Origin of the sequence: Enterobacter sp. DC1 (assembly GCF_000568075.1) — a bacterium.
Taxonomy (GTDB): Bacteria; Pseudomonadota; Gammaproteobacteria; order Enterobacterales; family Enterobacteriaceae; genus Enterobacter; species Enterobacter asburiae.
In genome coordinates this window covers 55,095-74,716 of the sequence record NZ_AZUA01000005.1, presented here as the reverse complement: position 1 = coordinate 74,716, position 19,622 = coordinate 55,095, and the positions used below count along the sequence as shown (strand labels likewise).

The window sequence follows — 19,622 nt, the reverse complement described above, 5'->3', positions numbered from 1 at the left end:
ATTAATTCGTATCGCAAATTAAACGCGTACTTTTTGTGATTTTTGTCACCAAATATCGTTATTTACCCTCCCTCATACTGGCTAACAGCGAAAACTTATTTTATCATTCAAAAAATCAAGACGGATTGATCCGGCCTGAAAGTTTCCAGGTTACGCTTAAGTATCAGGTTCCGATAGCCATCCGCCCACTCTTCTACTTTAACTCTTGAGGTGAACAATGAGACTGATTCCCCTGGCAACTGCTGAACAAGTCGGTAAATGGGCCGCTCGCCATATCGTTAACCGTATTAACGCGTTTAAACCGACTGCCGATCGTCCTTTCGTTCTTGGACTTCCGACAGGCGGCACGCCGCTGACCGCCTATAAGGCGCTGGTTGAGATGCATAAAGCAGGCCAGGTTAGCTTCAAACATGTTGTGACCTTCAATATGGATGAATACGTTGGCTTACCGAAAGACCACCCGGAAAGCTACCATAGCTTTATGCACCGTAATTTCTTTGATCACGTTGATATTCCATCTGAAAATATTAACCTGCTGAATGGAAACGCGCCTGATATTGACGCAGAATGCCGTCAGTATGAAGAAAAAATCCGTTCTTACGGTAAGATCCACCTGTTCATGGGTGGTGTAGGCAATGATGGTCATATCGCGTTTAACGAACCGGCATCATCTCTGGCTTCCCGCACCCGTATTAAAACGCTGACCCATGACACGCGCGTGGCAAACTCCCGCTTCTTTGACGGCGATGTTAACCAGGTTCCAAAATACGCCCTGACCGTAGGCGTAGGCACCCTGCTGGATGCCGAAGAAGTGATGATTCTGGTGCTGGGCGGCGTGAAAGCGCAAGCGCTCCAGGCTGCCGTTGAAGGCAACGTTAACCATATGTGGACCATCAGCTGCCTGCAGCTGCATCCGAAATCAGTCATCGTCTGCGACGAACCGTCCACGATGGAGCTGAAGGTTAAAACGCTGAAATACTTTAACGAGTTAGAAGCTGAGAACATCAAAGGTCTGTAATTGAATAACCGCCTCTTCATCAAGAGGCGGCCGCTTTTTTTAACCGGGGGTCGTTATGTACGCTTTAACCCACGGTCGGATTTATACCGGCCATGAAATTCTGGATGACCATGCGATTGTTATCGCTGATGGCCTGATTGAACGTGTTTGCCCGCTGGCAGAACTGCCGCCGGAGATTGAACAGCGCTCACTCAATGGAGCAGTAATCTCCCCCGGTTTCATCGACGTACAGCTCAACGGCTGCGGCGGTGTGCAATTCAATGACACCGCGGATGCGGTGACGGTCGAAACGCTGGAGATCATGCAGAAAGCCAACGAGAAATCGGGCTGCACCAGCTATCTGCCAACGCTCATCACCAGCAGTGATGACCTCATGAAGCAGGGTATCCGCGTGATGCGCGAATATCTGGCCAAACACCCTAATCAGGCGCTGGGTCTGCACCTTGAAGGGCCATGGCTGAATATGGTCAAGAAAGGAACGCATAACCCGGATTACGTGCGTAAACCTGATGCGGAGCTGGTTGACTACATGTGTGCGAACGCCGATGTGATCGTCAAAGTGACGCTGGCCCCTGAAATGACGGGTACGGATGTCATCAGCAAACTGGCTGGTGCCGGGATTATCGTTTCAGCAGGCCACTCAAACGCGACGCTGAAAGAAGCGAAAGCCGGTTTCCGCGCGGGGATTACCTTCGCAACGCACCTTTACAACGCCATGCCGTATATCACAGGCCGTGAACCGGGTCTGGTCGGGGCTATTCTGGATGAGCCAGACGTCTACTGCGGCATTATTGCTGACGGCATGCATGTCGATTACGCCAACATCCGCAACGCTAAGCGGCTGAAAGGTGACAAGCTTTGTCTGGTGACGGATGCCACCGCACCGGCAGGTGCAAATATTGAGCAGTTCATTTTTGCCGGTAAAACAATATACTACCGCAATGGACTGTGTGTGGATGAAAACGGTACGCTGAGCGGTTCCTCTTTGACCATGATTGAAGGGGTGCGTAACCTGGTTGAACATTGCGGGATTGCGCTTGATGAGGTCCTGCGTATGGCAACCCTTTATCCGGCTCGCGCAATGGGCGTGGATAAGCAGCTCGGCGGAATTGCACCAGGTATGGTTGCAAACCTGACGGCATTCACACACGATTATAAAATTATTAAGACCATCGTTAATGGTAACGAGGTCGTCACTGAGTAAGTAAAAGTATGACACCTGGCGGACAAGCTCAAATCGGTAATGTCGATCTCGTTAAACAACTTAACAGTGCGGCGGTGTACCGCCTGATTGACCAGCACGGACCAATCTCGCGAATTCAGATAGCCGAACAAAGCCAGCTTGCTCCCGCCAGCGTGACAAAAATTACCCGCCAGCTCATTGAGCGCGGTCTGATCAAAGAAGTCGATCAGCAGGCCTCCACCGGGGGCCGCCGCGCGATCTCCATTATTACCGAAACCCGCAATTTTCAGGCCATTGGCGTCCGTCTGGGCCGCCATGACACCACGCTCACGCTGTACGATCTGAGCAGTAAAGCCATTGCGGAAGAGCACTACCCTCTTCCGGAGCGCACCCAGGAGACGCTGGAGCATGCGCTGCTCAATACCATCGCGCAGTTTATTGAAAGCTGTCAGCGCAAGATCCGCGAACTCATCGCCATCTCCGTAATTCTGCCCGGTCTGGTCGACCCGGAAAGCGGCGTGATCCGCTATATGCCGCACATTCAGGTTGAAAACTGGGGGCTGGTCGACGCGCTGGAAAAGCGTTTTAAAGTGACCTGCTTTGTGGGACACGACATTCGCTCGCTGGCGCTGGCAGAGCACTACTTTGGTGCGAGCCAGGACTGTGAAGACTCTATTCTGGTGCGCGTTCACCGCGGAACCGGCGCGGGTATTATCTCTAACGGCCGTATTTTTATTGGTCGCAACGGTAACGTCGGCGAGATTGGTCACATTCAGGTTGAGCCCCTCGGGGAGCGTTGCCACTGTGGCAACTTCGGTTGTCTTGAAACCATTGCCGCCAACACGGCCATCGAACAGCGCGTTCGCCATCTCCTTGAACAGGGTTACCAAAGCCGCGTCACGCTGGACGACTGCAAGATAGGCACCATCTGCAAAGCCGCCAATAAGGGCGACGCGCTGGCCTGCGAAGTGATCGAGCAGGTAGGACGTCACCTGGGGAAAACCATCGCCATCGCCATTAACCTGTTTAACCCACAAAAAGTGGTGATCGCCGGTGAAATTGTGGAAGCGGAAAAGGTGCTGCTCCCCGCCATTGAAGGCTGTATTAACACCCAGGCGCTGAAAGCATTCCGCCAGAACCTCCCGGTGGTTCGTTCAAAGCTTGACCATCGCTCGGCGATCGGCGCGTTCGCGCTGGTCAAACGCGCCATGCTCAACGGAATTCTGCTGCAGCATTTGCTGGAAAGCTGATCGGACCTTATAGTAACGCCTTCTTTTTTTGATGTCGGACTGTCCATGACCATTAAGAATGTAATTTGTGATATCGACGGCGTGCTGATGCACGACAACGTTGCCGTGCCGGGTGCTGCGGAGTTTCTTCACCGCATCATCGACAAAGGAATGCCACTGGTTCTGCTCACGAACTACCCTTCCCAAACAGGTCAGGATCTGGCAAACCGCTTTGCCACGGCGGGCGTCGACGTCCCGGACAGCGTGTTTTATACCTCGGCGATGGCCACGGCGGATTTTCTTAAGCGTCAGGAAGGGAAAAAAGCCTATGTGGTGGGTGAAGGTGCGCTGATCCACGAGCTGTATAAAGCTGGCTTTACCATCACTGACGTGAACCCGGACTTTGTGATTGTCGGCGAAACGCGCTCCTTTAACTGGGAGATGATGCATAAGGCAGCATACTTTGTCGCCAGCGGCGCGCGCTTTATCGCGACCAACCCGGATACGCACGGCCGTGGTTTTTATCCGGCCTGCGGCGCGCTGTGCGCCGGTATCGAAAAAATCTCAGGTCGTCAGCCGTTTGTGGTCGGTAAACCGAGCCCGTGGATCATTCGTGCCGCGCTCAACAAGATGCAGGCCCACTCTGAAGAAACCGTGATTGTCGGCGACAACCTGCGCACCGATATTCTTGCCGGTTTCCAGGCGGGTCTGGAGACGATTCTGGTCCTCTCCGGCGTCTCTCAACTTGATGACATTGATTCGATGCCGTTCCGGCCAAGCTGGATTTACCCCTCCGTTGATGAAATCGACATCATCTGATACCGAACCACGCCTCAGGGCGTGGTTTTTCATTTATGGCCTACAGAAATAAATATCCATCTAACAAAAAGTACGTTTCATTGCATAATCATCAATAAAAGAATTGATGGCATACTCTTTTTTCACTATTCCGCAATCACCATTGCACTATTTCCGTTTTCACCCGTAAAACGCTTGCGCGCCCTGCCCCTTTGCGGCATTTTCATAAGCAAGCAACATTACAAAGCAACAGGGTTAACGGAGAAGGTTATGTGTTCAATTTTTGGCGTACTGGATATTAAAACTGACGCGGGCGAACTGCGTAAAAAAGCACTCGAACTGTCCCGCCTGATGCGCCACCGCGGCCCGGACTGGTCAGGCGTATACGCCAGTGACAAAGCGATTCTGGCTCACGAACGTCTGTCTATTGTTGACGTCAACGCCGGTGCACAGCCGCTGTATAACGAGAAAAAAACGCACGCGCTGGCTGTCAACGGTGAAATCTACAACCACCAGGCGCTGCGCGCCGAATATGGCGACCGCTACACGTTCCAGACCGGTTCTGACTGTGAAGTCATCCTGGCACTGTATCAGGAGAAAGGCCCAGAGTTCCTGGACGATCTGCAGGGCATGTTTGCCTTCGCCCTGTACGACAGCGAAAAAGACGCTTACCTGATTGGCCGTGACCACATTGGCATTATCCCGCTGTACATGGGCCACGATGAGCACGGCAACTTCTACGTCGCCTCTGAAATGAAAGCCCTGGTACCGGTCTGCCGTACCATTAAAGAGTTCCCGGCGGGCAGCTATCTGTGGAGCAAAGACGGCGAGATCCGCTCCTATTACCAGCGTGACTGGTTCGACTATGATGCGGTAAAAGACAACGTCACGGATAAAGCCGAGCTGCGTCAGGCCCTTGAAGATTCCGTGAAAAGCCACCTGATGTCCGACGTGCCGTACGGCGTGCTGCTCTCCGGCGGTCTGGACTCCTCCGTGATCTCCGCGATCACCAAGAAATTCGCGGCCCGTCGCGTGGAAGATCAGGAGCGCTCAGAAGCCTGGTGGCCACAGCTGCACTCTTTTGCCGTTGGCCTGGAAGGCGCACCGGATCTGAAAGCCGCGCAGGAAGTGGCCAACCACCTCGGCACCGTGCACCATGAGATTCACTTCACCGTGCAGGAAGGTCTGGATGCGATCCGCGATGTGATCTATCACATTGAAACCTATGACGTGACCACCATCCGCGCCTCAACGCCGATGTACCTGATGTCGCGTAAGATCAAAGCGATGGGCATCAAGATGGTGCTCTCCGGCGAAGGTTCTGACGAAGTGTTTGGCGGCTACCTTTACTTCCACAAAGCGCCGAACGCCAAAGAGCTGCACGAAGAGACCGTGCGTAAGCTGCAGGCGCTGCACATGTTCGACTGTGCGCGTGCCAACAAAGCGATGTCGGCCTGGGGCGTGGAAGCGCGCGTGCCGTTCCTGGATAAGAAATTCCTCGATGTGGCGATGCGCATTAACCCGCAGGACAAGATGTGCGGCAACGGCAAAATGGAAAAACATATCCTGCGTGAATGTTTTGAATCCTACCTGCCGGCGAGCGTGGCATGGCGTCAGAAAGAGCAGTTCTCTGATGGCGTAGGCTATAGCTGGATCGACACCCTGAAAGAGGTCGCGGCGAAACAGGTTTCTGATCAACAGCTGGAAACCGCAAGCTTCCGCTTCCCGTACAACACGCCGGGCTCGAAAGAGGCCTATCTGTACCGTGAAATTTTTGAAGAGTTGTTCCCGGTACCGAGCGCCGCGGAGTGCGTACCGGGTGGCCCGTCCGTCGCCTGCTCTTCTGCCAAAGCGATTGAATGGGATGAATCTTTCAAATCCATGAACGATCCATCAGGACGCGCGGTAGGCGTTCACCAGTCAGCCTACAAATAATCACTCGGATCGCAATCGGGCCCCTCAGGGGCCTGATTTTTTTGCCTCACATTTCACCGTCTAAATCTGATTAATAACCAATAATTGCCGAATATTCGGTCACGCTGTTCGCAACCTAACCAAACAGTCACATTCCGGCTATTTTCGTTGAAAAAGGTGTTGACGCTGCAAGGGTCTATACGCATAATGCGCCCCGCAACGCCGATAAGGTAACGCGAAAAAAGATGGCTACGTAGCTCAGTTGGTTAGAGCACATCACTCATAATGATGGGGTCACAGGTTCGAATCCCGTCGTAGCCACCATCTTTTTTGCGGGAGTGGCGAAATTGGTAGACGCACCAGATTTAGGTTCTGGCGCCGCAAGGTGTGCGAGTTCAAGTCTCGCCTCCCGCACCATTCCCAGGTAAGCGTTGCACGGATGGGGTATCGCCAAGCGGTAAGGCACCGGTTTTTGATACCGGCATTCCCTGGTTCGAATCCAGGTACCCCAGCCATATTTCTTCGATTTTGCGGTTCTCCGCGGTATTGGGGTATCGCCAAGCGGTAAGGCACCGGTTTTTGATACCGGCATTCCCTGGTTCGAATCCAGGTACCCCAGCCATCGAAGATTGCAGTACTGGCTACGTAGCTCAGTTGGTTAGAGCACATCACTCATAATGATGGGGTCACAGGTTCGAATCCCGTCGTAGCCACCAAATTAAGATTGTCGATTTTTCGGTAATCAAGACAAATTGTTGGGGTATCGCCAAGCGGTAAGGCACCGGATTCTGATTCCGGCATTCCGAGGTTCGAATCCTCGTACCCCAGCCAATTTAAAAAGTCGTTAAGCAGTTTGTTTAACGCAATTGGGGTGTCGCCAAGCGGTAAGGCTCTGGTTTCTGATACCAGCATTCCGGGGTTCGAATCCCTGCACCCCAGCCACTTAAGTAACAAAAAAGCCCGCTCTGCGGGCTTTTTTGTTTTTGTTGTTAATATTGTGCGGCCTGATGCCCTCACCCTGCCCCTCTCCCACGGGGAGAGGGAATGAAAACTAAAGTCCTAAGGCGTATTTCAGCGCCTGACGCTTCAGACCACCGGCCCGCTCCGCTGCCATCAATCCAATATTACGCAGAATGCGCACCGGGGCTAAGTCATTGCTAAACCCAGCGTAGAACAGATCCATCCCCGACTGCATAATAAAGTTATCCGCCATGCGTCGCGTCTGATAACGCTTCAGCACCTGATGGCTGGCCCAGTTTTCCGCGTGCCCGCGGGCGCTGCCCAGCACATCCAGTAACGCATCGACATCACGGTACCCCAGGTTCACGCCCTGCCCGGCCAGCGGATGAATGGTGTGTGCTGCATCGCCCACCAGCGCCAGCCCTTCACGGGCATACTGCAAAGCGTGACGTCGCGTGAGGGGAAACGCCCCGGCAGCGACCGGCGTAACGTTGCCCAGACGGCTCGGGAAGTGCAGGCGAATTTCCCGCTGCAATTGTTCCATTGAAAGCCCCTGCAGCTGGCGAATGCGTGCCGGTTTGTCGTACCAGACCAGCGATGCCCAGTTATCAAACAGCGGTAAAAACGCATGCGGGCCATTCGGGGTAAAGTGCTGCCAGGTGCTTTCTCCCGGCGCATTATCGCACTCGACGGTAATCAGCATGCAGGACTGCTCATACTGCCAGGCATGAACGCCAATTCCCGCCATCTGTCGGACCTGCGAGTTAGCGCCGTCCGCTCCGACGACAAGCTTAACGGCCAGTTCATCGCCGCTGTCGAGCGTCAGCGAATACCCGCTCTCCTGGGGATGTAGAGCCTTAATCGACGCCGGAACGCGCAGCGTCACCTTCGGGTGCGCCTCCAGCGCCTGCCAGAGCGCCTGCTGAAGCACGTTGTTTTCCACCATATAACCCAGGCGCGGCAGCTTCAGCTCAGCGGCATCAAACGCGACGTGGGCGTTTTCCCACTCCCAGGTTTCAAGACGGCTGTAAGGATGGGCGCGCATCGCCAGCACCGCCTCCCAGACGCCCAGCCCGCGCAGCAGATCGACGGACGCCGCGCTGATCGCGGAAATGCGCACATCCGGTTTGCTGGCGGGATCAAAGGCCGGCGGAGCAGCCTGTTCAATTACCGTTACCTCAAATCCCTGCTGCGCCAGCCCCAGCGCCAGCGCGCCGCCGACCATACCGCCGCCGACAACGGCAACTTCGGTGTGTAGGAGTGTCATGGTCAATTTTCCTTATTGGAGAATCCCTTAAGTTTACCGGATTTTTGCGGTCCTGAGACACATAACCTTCATACTGGTCACAACCCCACCAAAGCATTACAATACGCGGCTTGCAATCCTGAGCTGAGCAAGTCGATGACTAAAAAACTCCATATAAAAACCTGGGGCTGTCAGATGAACGAATACGATTCATCCAAGATGGCCGATCTGCTGGATTCAACCCACGGATACCAGCTGACAGAAAATGTGAAAGAAGCGGACGTACTGCTGCTGAACACCTGTTCGATTCGTGAAAAAGCGCAGGAAAAAGTCTTTCACGTGTTAGGCCGCTGGAAGCTTCTCAAGCGAAAAAATCCGGACCTAATCATCGGCGTGGGTGGCTGCGTTGCGTCGCAGGAAGGCAAGCTGATCCGCCAGAGAGCCCCGTATGTGGATATTGTCTTTGGTCCTCAGACCCTGCACCGCCTGCCGGAGATGATCAATCAGGTTCGCGGCAACCGCAGCCCGGTCGTTGACGTCAGCTTCCCGGAGATCGAAAAGTTTGACCGTCTGCCAGAGCCGCGCGCCGATGGCCCGACCGCCTTCGTCTCCATCATGGAAGGCTGCAACAAATACTGCACTTACTGCGTGGTGCCTTACACCCGTGGTGAAGAAGTCAGCCGTCCGGCAGACGATATTCTGTTTGAAATCGCGCAGCTTGCCGCGCAGGGCGTTCGCGAAGTGAACCTGCTGGGCCAGAACGTTAACGCCTGGCGCGGGGAGAACTACGACGGCACCACAGGCAGCTTTGCCGAGCTGCTGCGTCTGGTGGCCGCGATTGACGGTATCGACCGCATTCGCTTTACCACCAGCCATCCGATGGAGTTTACCGACGACATCATCGACGTGTATCGCGATACGCCAGAGCTGGTGAGCTTCCTGCACCTGCCGATTCAGTGTGGCTCTGACCGCGTGCTGAACCTGATGGGCCGCCCGCATACGGTGCTGGAATACAAGTCCACCATTCGCAAGCTGCGTGAAGCGCGTCCGGATATCCAGATCAGCTCCGACTTTATCGTCGGCTTCCCTGGCGAAACCGCTGATGACTTCGAGCGCACCATGAAGCTCATCGGTGAAGTGAATTTTGACGTCAGCTACAGCTTCATCTTCTCTGCGCGTCCTGGAACACCTGCGGCCGATATGGTTGACGATGTGCCGGAAGAAGAGAAAAAGCAGCGTCTGTATATTCTGCAGGAGCGTATTAACCAGCAGGCCAACGCGTGGAGCCGCCGTATGCTCGGCACCGTTCAGCGCATTCTGGTGGAAGGCACCTCCCGCAAGAGCATTATGGAACTCTCCGGTCGTACCGAAAACAACCGCGTGGTGAACTTTGAAGGCACCCCGGATATGATCGGTAAATTCGTGGACGTCGAGATCGTCGAAGTGCTGACCAACTCGCTGCGCGCGAAGCTGGTACGCACCGAGGACGAAATGGGCCTGCGTATTGCCGAGTCACCGGAATCGGTGATCTCTCGTACCCGTAAAGAAAACGATTCTGGCGTGGGGATTTACCAGCCTTAATCCTCCTGGCCTGCCTTTCCGGCAGGCCTTGTATTTCCTCTCATCGTCCCCAATATCTTCCGCAACGCTTGCGCCTTTATTCTGTGGCGTGAATAATTTCGGTAATGACCGTTTTATTACGCCCTATCGCAATGGGTCAGTTAACCAATTAAAGAGGAACAGTTTGAATATAGATACGCGTGAAATTAGCCTTGAGCCAGCAGACAACGCTCGCCTGCTGAGCCTGTGCGGGCCGTTTGATGACAACATCAAACAACTGGAGCGACGTCTGGGTATCGAAATCAATCGTCGCGATAATCATTTCAAACTTACCGGGCGCCCTATCTGCGTCAACGCCGCTGCGGACATTCTGCGTAGCCTGTATGTGGATACATCCCCCATGCGCGGCGAAATTCAGGATATCGAACCGGAACAAATTCACCTCGCCATTAAAGAGGCACGCGTGCTTGAGCAAAGCGCGGAAAGCGTGCCGGACTACGGTAAGGCAATCAATATCAAGACCAAACGTGGCGTCATTAAGCCGCGTACGCCAAACCAGGCGCAGTACATCGCCAATATCCTCGACCACGACATCACCTTCGGGGTGGGGCCGGCGGGTACGGGTAAAACCTATCTGGCCGTTGCCGCTGCGGTAGATGCGCTGGAACGCCAGGAGATCCGTCGAATTCTGCTGACCCGTCCGGCCGTTGAAGCGGGCGAAAAGCTGGGCTTCCTGCCGGGCGATCTGAGCCAGAAGGTCGACCCGTATCTGCGTCCTTTATACGATGCGCTGTTCGAAATGCTGGGCTTTGAGAAGGTCGAGAAGCTCATTGAGCGTAACGTTATCGAAGTTGCCCCGCTCGCCTACATGCGCGGTCGTACGCTGAACGATGCGTTCATCATTCTTGATGAAAGCCAGAACACCACCATCGAACAGATGAAGATGTTCCTGACGCGTATCGGCTTTAACTCGAAAGCGGTCATTACCGGTGACGTCACCCAGATCGACCTGCCGCGCAGCACCAAATCCGGCCTGCGCCACGCCATTGAGGTGCTGGCCGAGGTCGACGAAATCAGCTTTAACTTCTTCCACAGTGAAGACGTGGTACGCCACCCGGTGGTCGCGCGTATCGTTAACGCCTATGAAGCCTGGGAAGAGGCGGATCAGAAGCGTAAGGCCGAACTGGCCGCAGAACGTAAGCGCGAAGCGCAGGAGCAAGAACAGAAATGAGTCAGGTGATCCTCGATTTACAGCAGGCCTGTGAAGACAATTCCGGCATGCCAGATGAGGCACAGTTTCAGAAATGGCTGGATGCCGTTATTCCTCAGTTTCAGGAAGAATCAGAAGTCACGATTCGCCTGGTGGATGAAGCAGAAAGCCATGAGCTTAACCTGACCTATCGCGGGAAAGATAAGCCGACCAACGTGCTCTCTTTCCCGTTCGAAGCCCCGCCGGGCATTGAGATGCCGCTGCTGGGCGATCTGATCATCTGCCGTCAGGTGGTTGAACAGGAAGCGAAAGAGCAGCAAAAGCCGCTTGAGGCCCACTGGGCGCATATGGTGGTACACGGCAGCCTGCATCTGCTCGGCTACGATCACATTGAAGATGATGAAGCGGAAGAGATGGAGTCCCTCGAGACAGAGATAATGCTTGCTCTGGGCTATGAGGATCCGTACATTGCCGAGAAAGAATAGTCCGTCACCTGACTGACTCACATGCCGCCACGAAAGGACATCGCGTGGCGGTAAACGTTGAACTAACAAGAGAACCCTTAACAAACGCCATGAGCGACGACAATTCACACAGTAGCGACACGACAACCAGTAAAAAGGGATTTTTCTCCCTCATTCTGAACCAGCTTTTCCACGGCGAACCCAAAAACCGTGATGAACTGCTGGAGCTGATTCGTGATTCCGGGCAGAACGACCTTATCGACGAAGATACGCGCGAAATGCTCGAAGGGGTTATGGACATCGCCGACCAGCGCGTTCGCGATATCATGATCCCCCGCTCGCAGATGATCACCCTGAAACGTAACCAGACGCTGGACGAGTGCCTCGATGTGATCATCGAATCCGCCCACTCGCGTTTCCCGGTCATCAGCGAAGACAAAGATCACATCGAAGGGATTTTGATGGCGAAAGATCTGCTGCCGTTTATGCGCAGCGATGCCGAAGCCTTCAGCATGGAAAAAGTGTTACGCCAGGCCGTGGTTGTGCCGGAAAGTAAACGTGTGGATCGGATGCTGAAAGAGTTTCGCTCTCAGCGTTACCACATGGCGATTGTTATTGATGAATTTGGTGGCGTTTCCGGTCTGGTCACGATCGAGGATATTCTTGAGCTGATCGTGGGCGAAATCGAAGACGAGTACGACGAAGAAGAAGATATCGACTTCCGTCAGCTTAGCCGCCACACCTGGACCGTGCGTGCGCTGGCCTCGATTGAGGACTTTAACGACGCCTTCGGTACCCACTTCAGCGATGAAGAGGTCGATACCATTGGCGGGCTGGTGATGCAGGCCTTTGGCCACCTCCCGGCGCGCGGTGAGACCGTTGACATCGACGGTTACCAGTTCAAAGTGGCAATGGCCGACAGCCGACGTATTATACAGGTTCACGTCAGAACGCCGGACGACTCACCGGTGCCAAAACTGGAAGATTAATGTAAATGGCATTTGCCCCACTGTTTGAACGCCAGCGCGTCCGTTTGCTGCTGGCGCTGTTACTTGGAGCCAGCGGTACGCTGGCTTTTTCTCCTTACGACATCTTGCCTGCCGCCATTCTCTCCCTGATGGGGCTTCAGGGCCTGACCCTGAATCGTCGTCCGGTACAGGCCGCTGCCATCGGTTACTTCTGGGGGCTGGGTCTGTTTGGCTCAGGCATCAACTGGGTTTATGTCAGCATCGCCCAGTTTGGCGGTATGCCTGGCCCGGTAAACGTCTTCCTGGTGGTATTGCTCGCCGCGTATCTCTCGCTCTATACCGGTCTGTTCGCCGGTATCCTTTCTCGCCTGTGGCCAAAAACCACCTGGCTGCGCGTCGCCATTGCCGCGCCGGTGGTCTGGCAGGTAACTGAGTTCCTGCGCGGCTGGGTGCTGACGGGCTTCCCGTGGCTACAGTTCGGCTACAGCCAGATTGACGGCCCCCTGAAAGGCCTGGCGCCGGTAATGGGCGTTGAGGCCATCAACTTCCTGCTGATGGTGGTGAGCGGCCTGCTGGTATTAGCGCTGGTCACACGCTGCTGGAAGCCGCTGGCTGTGGCGCTGGCGCTGTTCGCCCTGCCCTTCCCGCTGCGCTATATCCAGTGGTTCACGCCTGAGCCAGAGCGCGCCATGCAGGTTTCCATGGTGCAGGGGAATATCCCGCAGTCTATGAAATGGGATGAGAAAGAGCTGCTGAATACGCTGAAGATCTACGCCAACGCCACCGAAGAGGTGATGGGTAAATCCCAGCTGATTATCTGGCCGGAATCTGCAATCCCCGATCTGGAAATTAACCAGCAGCCGTTCCTCAACATGATGAACGACCTGCTGCTGGCGCGCGGCAGCACGCTGATCACCGGGATTGTCGATGCGCGTCTGAATCAGCAGAACCGCTACGACACCTACAACAGCATCATTACGCTCGGGAAAGATAGCGAGTACAGCTATCACTCCACTGACCGGTACAACAAGAATCATCTGGTGCCGTTTGGTGAATTTGTCCCGCTGGAGTCGATTCTGCGCCCGCTGGCCCCGTTCTTTGACCTGCCGATGTCCTCTTTCAGCCGCGGCCCGTACGTACAGCCCCAGCTGCACGCGCACGGCCTGGCCCTGACGGCGGCCATCTGCTACGAAATCATTCTCGGCGAGCAGGTACGCGATAACTTCCGCCCGGATACTGACTACCTGCTGACCATCTCCAACGATGCGTGGTTTGGTAAGTCAATCGGCCCGTGGCAGCACTTCCAGATGGCACGTATGCGCTCCCTGGAGCTGGCGCGTCCGCTGCTGCGCAGCACCAACAACGGCATTACCGCCGTGATTGGTCCGCAGGGTGAAATTCAGGCGATGATCCCGCAGTTTACCCGTGAGGTACTGACCACTAAAGTCACGCCAACCACGGGGCTGACGCCATACGCGCGCACCGGCAACTGGCCGCTGTGGATACTGACCGCGCTGTTCGGCTTTGGCGCGGTGCTGATGAGCCTGCGTCAGCGTCGTCGATAATCTCACCTCTTCCTGCCGGGTGGCGGCTACGCCTTACCCGGCCTACATTTTACATTTCCGTTCCCGTAGGTCGGGTAAGGCGTAGCCGCCACCCGACAATTCTCTCCAGACTCCCATTCTGGCACGCCTATTGCTTTGTTTATTCAGGTAAACGCAGTTTGGCTTAACGTGCAACTTTGTCGCACCAGCGTAGATCGTCGGTAGCACCGAAACGGTGCAACGGGAGATATTTGCCTCTGAATGGTGCGGCGCGCTTCGCAAAAATAAACAATAACGCAGCAAAATCTTTACATTAAGCCAGACTAAATGTTAACAAGCTTGCATAACACTGCACTCGCATTGCGCGAGATATAACAACATCACAATGGGTATCAAAGCGTCTCTGGCGCTGATAAAAAAGGAGTTGGGTATGCAATTACGTAAACTGGCCACAGCAATGCTGGTTATGGGAATGTCTGCAGGCGTGGTTCACGCTGAAGATGCGCCTGCAGCAGGCAGCACTCTCGACAAGATTGCCAAAAACGGCGTGATCGTGGTCGGCCACCGTGAATCTTCTGTCCCGTTCTCTTACTACGACAACACGCAAAAAGTCGTGGGCTATTCACAGGATTACTCCAACGCCATCGTTGAAGCTGTGAAGAAAAAGCTGAACAAACCTGACCTACAGGTGAAGCTGATCCCAATCACTTCACAGAACCGTATTCCACTGCTGCAAAACGGCACCTTTGACTTCGAGTGTGGCTCCACCACCAACAACCTCGAGCGTCAGAAACAGGCTGCCTTCTCTGACACCATCTTTGTCGTGGGCACCCGTCTGCTGACGAAGAAAGGCGGTGAGATCAAAGACTTCGCTGACCTGAAAGGCAAAGCGGTTGTTGTGACCTCCGGTACCACGTCAGAAGTGCTGCTGCACAAGCTGAACGACGAGAAGAAAATGGATATGCGCATCATCAGCGCGAAAGACCATGGCGACTCCTTCCGTACCCTGGAAAGCGGTCGTGCCGTCGCGTTTATGATGGATGACGCCCTGCTGGCGGGCGAACGTGCGAAAGCGAAAAAACCAGACAACTGGGATATCGTCGGTACCGCGCAGTCCAAAGAAGCCTACGGCTGTATGCTGCGTAAAGACGATCCGCAGTTCAAAAAGCTGATCGATGACACCATCGCTCAGGTGCAGACCTCCGGCGAAGCCGAAAAATGGTTCGACAAGTGGTTCAAGAACCCAATTCCACCAAAAAACCTGAACATGAATTTTGAACTGTCTGAAGACATGAAAGCGCTGTTCAAATCTCCAAATGACAAGGCTCTTAACTAATTAGAACAACAGGGGCGGGATCTCCTGCCCTCTCGATTGTCGGGAAGCATGGACAGACTATACGTTGAGTGGTCGTTCCCCACTCAGCGCGAAAAATGAGCTTCTCACCAATCTTCGAGGGTAGCGCTGCTACCCTTTTTTTTCTGGAGTTTATTATGTCAATAGACTGGAACTGGGGCATATTCCTGCAACAAGCCCCGTTCGGCAACACAACCTATCTTGGCTGGCTGTGGAGCGGCTTTCAGGTCACCGTGGCATTATCGATAACGGCGTGGATCATCGCGTTTCTTGTCGGTTCTTTGTTCGGTATTCTGCGCACCGTCCCAAACCGTTTTCTTTCAACGCTTGGCACCCTGTATGTGGAACTGTTCCGTAACGTTCCGCTGATCGTGCAATTCTTTACCTGGTATCTGGTCATCCCGGAACTGCTGCCGGAAAATATTGGCATGTGGTTCAAGTCGGAACTGGATCCGAACGTGCAGTTCTTTGTCTCCTCCATGATGTGTCTGGGGCTGTTTACCGCTGCGCGCGTTTGCGAGCAGGTGCGTGCCGCCATTCAGTCATTGCCGCGCGGACAAAAAAACGCTGGCCTGGCGATGGGCCTGACGCTGCCCCAAACCTACCGCTACGTGCTGCTGCCTAACGCCTACCGCGTTATCGTTCCACCGATGACCTCTGAGATGATGAACCTGGTGAAAAACTCGGCCATCGCCTCAACCATCGGCCTGGTCGATATGGCCGCGCAGGCGGGCAAACTGCTGGATTACTCCGCCCACGCGTGGGAATCCTTCACCGCGATCACGCTCGCGTATGTTCTGATTAACGCTTTCATCATGCTGGTGATGAACCTGGTTGAACGCAAAATCCGCCTGCCGGGTAATCTGGGGGGCAAATAATGTACGAATTTGACTGGAGTTCTATCGTTCCATCCATGCCTTACCTGCTTGATGGCCTGGTGATTACCTTAAAAATCACCGTTATTGCCATCATCATTGGTATCGTCTGGGGTACCCTGCTGGCCGTCATGCGCCTGTCGAGCTTTAAGCCGTTCGCCTGGTTTGCGACCGCCTACGTTAACGTGTTCCGCTCCATCCCGCTGGTGATGGTGCTGCTGTGGTTTTACCTGATTGTGCCCGGCTTCCTGCAGAACGTGCTGGGGCTGTCGCCGAAAACCGATATCCGTCTGATCTCCGCCATGGTGGCGTTCTCAATGTTCGAGGCCGCTTACTACTCGGAGATTATCCGCGCGGGCATTCAGAGTATCTCCCGCGGGCAATCCAGCGCCGCGCTGGCGCTGGGGATGACGCACTGGCAGTCCATGCAGCTCATTATTCTGCCGCAGGCGTTTCGCGCCATGGTTCCGCTCCTGCTGACCCAGGGTATCGTGCTGTTCCAGGATACCTCGCTGGTCTACGTTCTGAGTCTGGCAGACTTCTTCCGTACCGCGTCAACCATCGGTGAACGTGATGGTACGCAGGTCGAAATGGTGCTCTTCGCGGGTGCGGTCTATTTTGTGATTAGTTTAAGCGCGTCGCTGTTGGTCAGCTGGCTGAAGAAAAGGACGGTATAATGATTTCCCTGAAAAATGTTTCTAAATGGTATGGGCACTTTCAGGTGCTGACCGACTGCTCTACCGAAGTCAAAAAAGGCGACGTGGTGGTGGTGTGCGGGCCGTCCGGCTCCGGTAAATCGACGCTGATCAAAACCGTCAACGGACTGGAGCCGGTGCAGCAGGGTGAGATCGTCGTCAACGGCACCAGGGTCAACGATAAGAAAACCAACCTCGCTCAGCTTCGCTCTCACGTTGGCATGGTGTTCCAGCACTTTGAGCTGTTCCCTCACCTCTCCATTATTGAGAACCTGACGCTGGCTCAGGTAAAAGTGCTTAAGCGTGATAAAAAAGCGTCGCGCGAGAAAGGTCTTAAACTCCTGGAACGCGTTGGGCTTTCGGCGCATGCCGATAAGTTCCCGGCACAGCTTTCTGGCGGCCAACAGCAGCGTGTGGCGATCGCCCGCGCGCTGTGTATGGATCCGGTGGCAATGCTGTTTGATGAGCCAACGTCGGCGCTCGATCCAGAAATGATCAACGAAGTACTGGACGTGATGGTCGAACTCGCGCACGAAGGGATGACCATGATGGTGGTGACCCACGAAATGGGCTTCGCCCGTAAAGTGGCCAACCGCGTGATCTTTATGGACGAAGGGAAAATTGTCGAAGACTCACCGAAAGAAGAGTTCTTCGCTAACCCGAAATCCGAACGTGCGAAGGATTTCCTCGCGAAAATCCTGCACTAATCTTCTCGGTGCGCAATCTGTCGATTGCGCACTGCTTCACGCTTTCACTCACTTCCTCTCGTCGGCGTCACATTGCAGCGTTAACCTTGTCACAAAATAACGCTACGTATGGAGAACGCTATGGCACTGCCTATTATTCTCGATTGCGATCCGGGTCATGATGACGCGATCGCGCTCGTCCTTGCACTTGCCTCCCCTGAACTCGACGTAAAAGCCGTCACCTCGTCCGCGGGAAACCAGACGCCTGAAAAAACCCTGCGCAACGTGCTGCGCATGCTCACGCTGCTCAAACGCACCGATATACCTGTCGCCGGCGGGGCCGTGAAGCCGCTGATGCGCGAGCTGATTATTGCCGACAACGTTCATGGTGAAAGCGGGCTGGACGGTCCGGCACTGCCGGAGCCGGGCTTCGCGCCGCAAAACTGTACCGCCGTCGAGCTGATGGCGAAGGTGCTGCGCGAAAGCGAAGAACCGGTAACGCTGGTGGCTACCGGACCGCAAACCAACGTTGCGCTGCTGCTGAACAGCCATCCCGAGCTGCACAATAAAATTGCGCTTATTGTGATTATGGGTGGCGCCATGGGGCTCGGTAACTGGACGCCTGCGGCGGAGTTCAACATCTTTGTCGACCCGGAAGCCGCTGAGATTGTCTTCCAGTCCGGCTTGCCGATTGTAATGGCGGGACTGGACGTTACCCACCGCGCGCAGATTATGGCGGACGATATTGAGCGTTTCCGCTCGGTGGGTAATAAGGTCGCGACAACCGTGGCCGAGCTGCTCGACTTCTTTATGGAATATCACAAAGCCGAGAAGTGGGGATTCCACGGCGCGCCGCTGCACGACCCGTGCACCATTGCCTGGCTACTGAAGCCGGAGATGTTCACCACCGTGGACAGATGGGTTGGTGTTGAGACGCAGGGAAAATACACCCAGGGAATGACGGTGGTGGATTACTACTCGCTGACGGGGAATAAGCCGAACACCACGGTGATGGTGGACATCGACCGGGAGGCGTTTGTGGATTTGCTGGCGGAAAGGCTGGCTTACTATTGTGCGGTCTGATGCCCTCACCCCAACCCTCTCCCACGGGGAGAGGGAGCAAACACTAAAAACGGCAACGGGGTTGCCGTTTTGCTTTTACCTTTTGCGGCCTGATGCCCTCACCCCGGCCCTCTCCCATGGGGAGAGGGTGCAAACAGCTTTGCTTTTACCTAGGGCTCAAACGGCCGACGCTGGAACTGATCGTGGCCGCATTTCGGACACAGCGGCAGGACATCCGGCGTATACACCGCAATATGGTGGTGGCAATTCTCACATACCAGATTTCCCAACCCGACCACCTCACCACTGTGATACACACCGTGATGGTTCAAATCCTGAAAGACCTCGCGCCACTCCAGCTGCGTTTTATCCGTGATATCGGCCAGCTCCTGCCACAGGCTCTCTTTAATCACCCGCATAAAAACGCTGTCCGTAACTTCCTCCTGGCTCTCCTGATAGCTGCGCGCGAACTCTTCCAGATCGCGACGCACGGCACGCGTTACCTCTTCCACTTCGGTTCGCGTTAACTCACCCGTTTGCGTCACGCGGGCACGCGCTTGCTCCACCAGCGCGTCGATATCTCGCTCGCCGTTACGCAGCCGTTCCGTCAGTGTCGCCACCAGTTCGCGGTAAAATTGAGCAACCTTGTTCATCATTTTGCCTCCCGGGTAAGTAACTATTTCTAATAATAGACCTTATTTCATCGCCGCTTTGTCAGGTGAAGCACAGACCCGGTAAATTCCTGCAAAGCGCATTTGTGCGAAAGGCTGTTTTGACGCGGGCGTTTGGGCTATGCTATGCGGATCTGAGTTACCACATCCATTGGCTACATTTGTAGCTGTATTGAAAACAGGAC

The 19,622-nt window shown here is 54.7% G+C and carries 17 protein-coding genes and 7 tRNA genes; 22 read left to right on the top strand and 2 right to left on the bottom strand.

The genetic code is table 11. The features are described 5' to 3' along the window. The first annotated feature begins 217 nt into the window (after window positions 1–217). The 12 genes from nagB (at window position 218) to P346_RS06860 (ending at window position 7,084) form a co-directional block, all read left to right on the top strand. Window positions 218–1,018 carry a glucosamine-6-phosphate deaminase gene (gene nagB, locus P346_RS06805; RefSeq protein ID WP_023310765.1) on the top strand — a complete coding sequence of 267 codons (801 nt, stop codon included), beginning with the start codon at window positions 218–220 and terminating at the stop codon, window positions 1,016–1,018. Window positions 1,019–1,073: 55 nt separating this feature from the next. Then, window positions 1,074–2,222 carry an N-acetylglucosamine-6-phosphate deacetylase gene (gene nagA / locus P346_RS06810; RefSeq protein ID WP_032661114.1) on the top strand — a complete coding sequence of 383 codons (1,149 nt, stop codon included), beginning with the start codon at window positions 1,074–1,076 and terminating at the stop codon, window positions 2,220–2,222. An 8-nt stretch (window positions 2,223–2,230) separates the two neighbouring features. Then, the gene (gene nagC / locus P346_RS06815; protein ID WP_021242995.1) at window positions 2,231–3,451 is read left to right on the top strand and encodes a DNA-binding transcriptional regulator NagC; all 1,221 of its coding nucleotides are present in this window, start codon (window positions 2,231–2,233) and stop codon (window positions 3,449–3,451) included. 45 nt (window positions 3,452–3,496) lie between these two features. After that, the gene (nagD, locus tag P346_RS06820) at window positions 3,497–4,249 is read left to right on the top strand and encodes a ribonucleotide monophosphatase NagD (RefSeq protein WP_023310763.1); all 753 of its coding nucleotides are present in this window, start codon (window positions 3,497–3,499) and stop codon (window positions 4,247–4,249) included. Between the two features lie 249 nt (window positions 4,250–4,498). Then, a complete protein-coding gene (gene asnB / locus P346_RS06825; RefSeq protein ID WP_032661112.1) occupies window positions 4,499–6,163 on the top strand; it encodes an asparagine synthase B in 1,665 nt (554 codons plus the stop codon). Window positions 6,164–6,389: 226 nt separating this feature from the next. Continuing rightward, window positions 6,390–6,466 (top strand) — tRNA-Met (locus P346_RS06830). An 8-nt stretch (window positions 6,467–6,474) separates the two neighbouring features. Further along, window positions 6,475–6,559: transfer RNA gene (locus tag P346_RS06835), tRNA-Leu, on the top strand. A gap of 23 nt (window positions 6,560–6,582) precedes the next feature. Next, window positions 6,583–6,657: transfer RNA gene (locus tag P346_RS06840), tRNA-Gln, on the top strand. 32 nt (window positions 6,658–6,689) lie between these two features. After that, window positions 6,690–6,764, top strand: a tRNA-Gln gene (locus tag P346_RS06845). 17 nt (window positions 6,765–6,781) lie between these two features. Next, window positions 6,782–6,858, top strand: a tRNA-Met gene (locus P346_RS06850). Window positions 6,859–6,898: 40 nt separating this feature from the next. Next, window positions 6,899–6,973, top strand: a tRNA-Gln gene (locus P346_RS06855). A 36-nt stretch (window positions 6,974–7,009) separates the two neighbouring features. Then, window positions 7,010–7,084: transfer RNA gene (locus P346_RS06860), tRNA-Gln, on the top strand. A 109-nt stretch (window positions 7,085–7,193) separates the two neighbouring features. Here P346_RS06860 and ubiF read toward each other — a convergent pair. Next, complete coding sequence (gene ubiF / locus P346_RS06865; RefSeq protein ID WP_032661111.1) at window positions 7,194–8,369, bottom strand: 3-demethoxyubiquinol 3-hydroxylase; 1,176 nt, start codon at window positions 8,367–8,369, stop codon at window positions 7,194–7,196. Between the two features lie 135 nt (window positions 8,370–8,504). On the opposite strand from ubiF, the gene miaB reads away from it, so the two are divergent. The 10 genes from miaB to rihA all read left to right on the top strand — a co-directional run bounded on the left by miaB (window position 8,505) and on the right by rihA (window position 18,787). After that, window positions 8,505–9,929: a tRNA (N6-isopentenyl adenosine(37)-C2)-methylthiotransferase MiaB gene (miaB, locus tag P346_RS06870; protein ID WP_032641703.1), complete on the top strand. Its 1,425-nt coding sequence runs from the start codon at window positions 8,505–8,507 to the stop codon at window positions 9,927–9,929. A 163-nt stretch (window positions 9,930–10,092) separates the two neighbouring features. Next, on the top strand, window positions 10,093–11,139 hold the full coding sequence (locus P346_RS06875) for a PhoH family protein (RefSeq protein WP_008501053.1): 1,047 nt from the start codon (window positions 10,093–10,095) through the stop codon (window positions 11,137–11,139). Continuing rightward, window positions 11,136–11,603 (top strand): rRNA maturation RNase YbeY, encoded by a 468-nt coding sequence (gene ybeY / locus P346_RS06880; RefSeq protein WP_032661108.1) that lies wholly within the window; start codon window positions 11,136–11,138, stop codon window positions 11,601–11,603. The genes P346_RS06875 and ybeY overlap by 4 nt, the downstream gene beginning before the upstream one ends. 89 nt (window positions 11,604–11,692) lie before the next feature. Continuing rightward, entirely contained in the window at window positions 11,693–12,571 is an 879-nt protein-coding gene (gene corC / locus P346_RS06885; protein WP_021242574.1) for a CNNM family magnesium/cobalt transport protein CorC, read from the top strand. 5 nt (window positions 12,572–12,576) lie between these two features. Next, on the top strand, window positions 12,577–14,115 hold the full coding sequence (lnt, locus tag P346_RS06890; protein ID WP_032661107.1) for an apolipoprotein N-acyltransferase: 1,539 nt from the start codon (window positions 12,577–12,579) through the stop codon (window positions 14,113–14,115). A gap of 409 nt (window positions 14,116–14,524) precedes the next feature. Further along, window positions 14,525–15,430 carry an amino acid ABC transporter substrate-binding protein gene (locus P346_RS06895; protein WP_023334902.1) on the top strand — a complete coding sequence of 302 codons (906 nt, stop codon included), beginning with the start codon at window positions 14,525–14,527 and terminating at the stop codon, window positions 15,428–15,430. Between the two features lie 155 nt (window positions 15,431–15,585). After that, the gene (locus P346_RS06900; RefSeq protein WP_023310756.1) at window positions 15,586–16,326 is read left to right on the top strand and encodes an amino acid ABC transporter permease; all 741 of its coding nucleotides are present in this window, start codon (window positions 15,586–15,588) and stop codon (window positions 16,324–16,326) included. After that, complete coding sequence (gltK, locus tag P346_RS06905) at window positions 16,326–17,000, top strand: glutamate/aspartate ABC transporter permease GltK (RefSeq protein ID WP_023334900.1); 675 nt, start codon at window positions 16,326–16,328, stop codon at window positions 16,998–17,000. The genes P346_RS06900 and gltK overlap by 1 nt, the downstream gene beginning before the upstream one ends. Then, complete coding sequence (locus P346_RS06910) at window positions 17,000–17,725, top strand: amino acid ABC transporter ATP-binding protein (protein ID WP_029740140.1); 726 nt, start codon at window positions 17,000–17,002, stop codon at window positions 17,723–17,725. The genes gltK and P346_RS06910 overlap by 1 nt, the downstream gene beginning before the upstream one ends. Window positions 17,726–17,845: 120 nt before the next feature. Further along, window positions 17,846–18,787 carry a pyrimidine-specific ribonucleoside hydrolase RihA gene (gene rihA / locus P346_RS06915; protein ID WP_032661104.1) on the top strand — a complete coding sequence of 314 codons (942 nt, stop codon included), beginning with the start codon at window positions 17,846–17,848 and terminating at the stop codon, window positions 18,785–18,787. A gap of 149 nt (window positions 18,788–18,936) precedes the next feature. Here rihA and P346_RS06920 read toward each other — a convergent pair whose 3' ends face one another. Continuing rightward, window positions 18,937–19,419 (bottom strand): zinc ribbon-containing protein, encoded by a 483-nt coding sequence (locus P346_RS06920; protein ID WP_032661386.1) that lies wholly within the window; start codon window positions 19,417–19,419, stop codon window positions 18,937–18,939. Between the last annotated feature and the right edge of the window lie 203 nt (window positions 19,420–19,622).

Bases quoted from the DNA above. Each gene is read 5' to 3' on its own strand.
- P346_RS06900 (WP_023310756.1), top strand. From the start codon at position 15,586: ATGTCAATAGACTGGAACTGGGGCATATTCCTGCAACAAGCCCCGTTC.
- lnt (WP_032661107.1), top strand. From the start codon at position 12,577: ATGGCATTTGCCCCACTGTTTGAACGCCAGCGCGTCCGTTTGCTGCTG.
- ybeY (WP_032661108.1), top strand. From the start codon at position 11,136: ATGAGTCAGGTGATCCTCGATTTACAGCAGGCCTGTGAAGACAATTCC.
- nagB (WP_023310765.1), top strand. From the start codon at position 218: ATGAGACTGATTCCCCTGGCAACTGCTGAACAAGTCGGTAAATGGGCC.
- miaB (WP_032641703.1), top strand. From the start codon at position 8,505: ATGACTAAAAAACTCCATATAAAAACCTGGGGCTGTCAGATGAACGAA.
- P346_RS06910 (WP_029740140.1), top strand. From the start codon at position 17,000: ATGATTTCCCTGAAAAATGTTTCTAAATGGTATGGGCACTTTCAGGTG.
- rihA (WP_032661104.1), top strand. From the start codon at position 17,846: ATGGCACTGCCTATTATTCTCGATTGCGATCCGGGTCATGATGACGCG.
- nagC (WP_021242995.1), top strand. From the start codon at position 2,231: ATGACACCTGGCGGACAAGCTCAAATCGGTAATGTCGATCTCGTTAAA.
- P346_RS06920 (WP_032661386.1), bottom strand. From the start codon at position 19,419: ATGAACAAGGTTGCTCAATTTTACCGCGAACTGGTGGCGACACTGACG.
- P346_RS06895 (WP_023334902.1), top strand. From the start codon at position 14,525: ATGCAATTACGTAAACTGGCCACAGCAATGCTGGTTATGGGAATGTCT.
- corC (WP_021242574.1), top strand. From the start codon at position 11,693: ATGAGCGACGACAATTCACACAGTAGCGACACGACAACCAGTAAAAAG.
- gltK (WP_023334900.1), top strand. From the start codon at position 16,326: ATGTACGAATTTGACTGGAGTTCTATCGTTCCATCCATGCCTTACCTG.
- ubiF (WP_032661111.1), bottom strand. From the start codon at position 8,369: ATGACACTCCTACACACCGAAGTTGCCGTTGTCGGCGGCGGTATGGTC.
- asnB (WP_032661112.1), top strand. From the start codon at position 4,499: ATGTGTTCAATTTTTGGCGTACTGGATATTAAAACTGACGCGGGCGAA.
- nagA (WP_032661114.1), top strand. From the start codon at position 1,074: ATGTACGCTTTAACCCACGGTCGGATTTATACCGGCCATGAAATTCTG.
- nagD (WP_023310763.1), top strand. From the start codon at position 3,497: ATGACCATTAAGAATGTAATTTGTGATATCGACGGCGTGCTGATGCAC.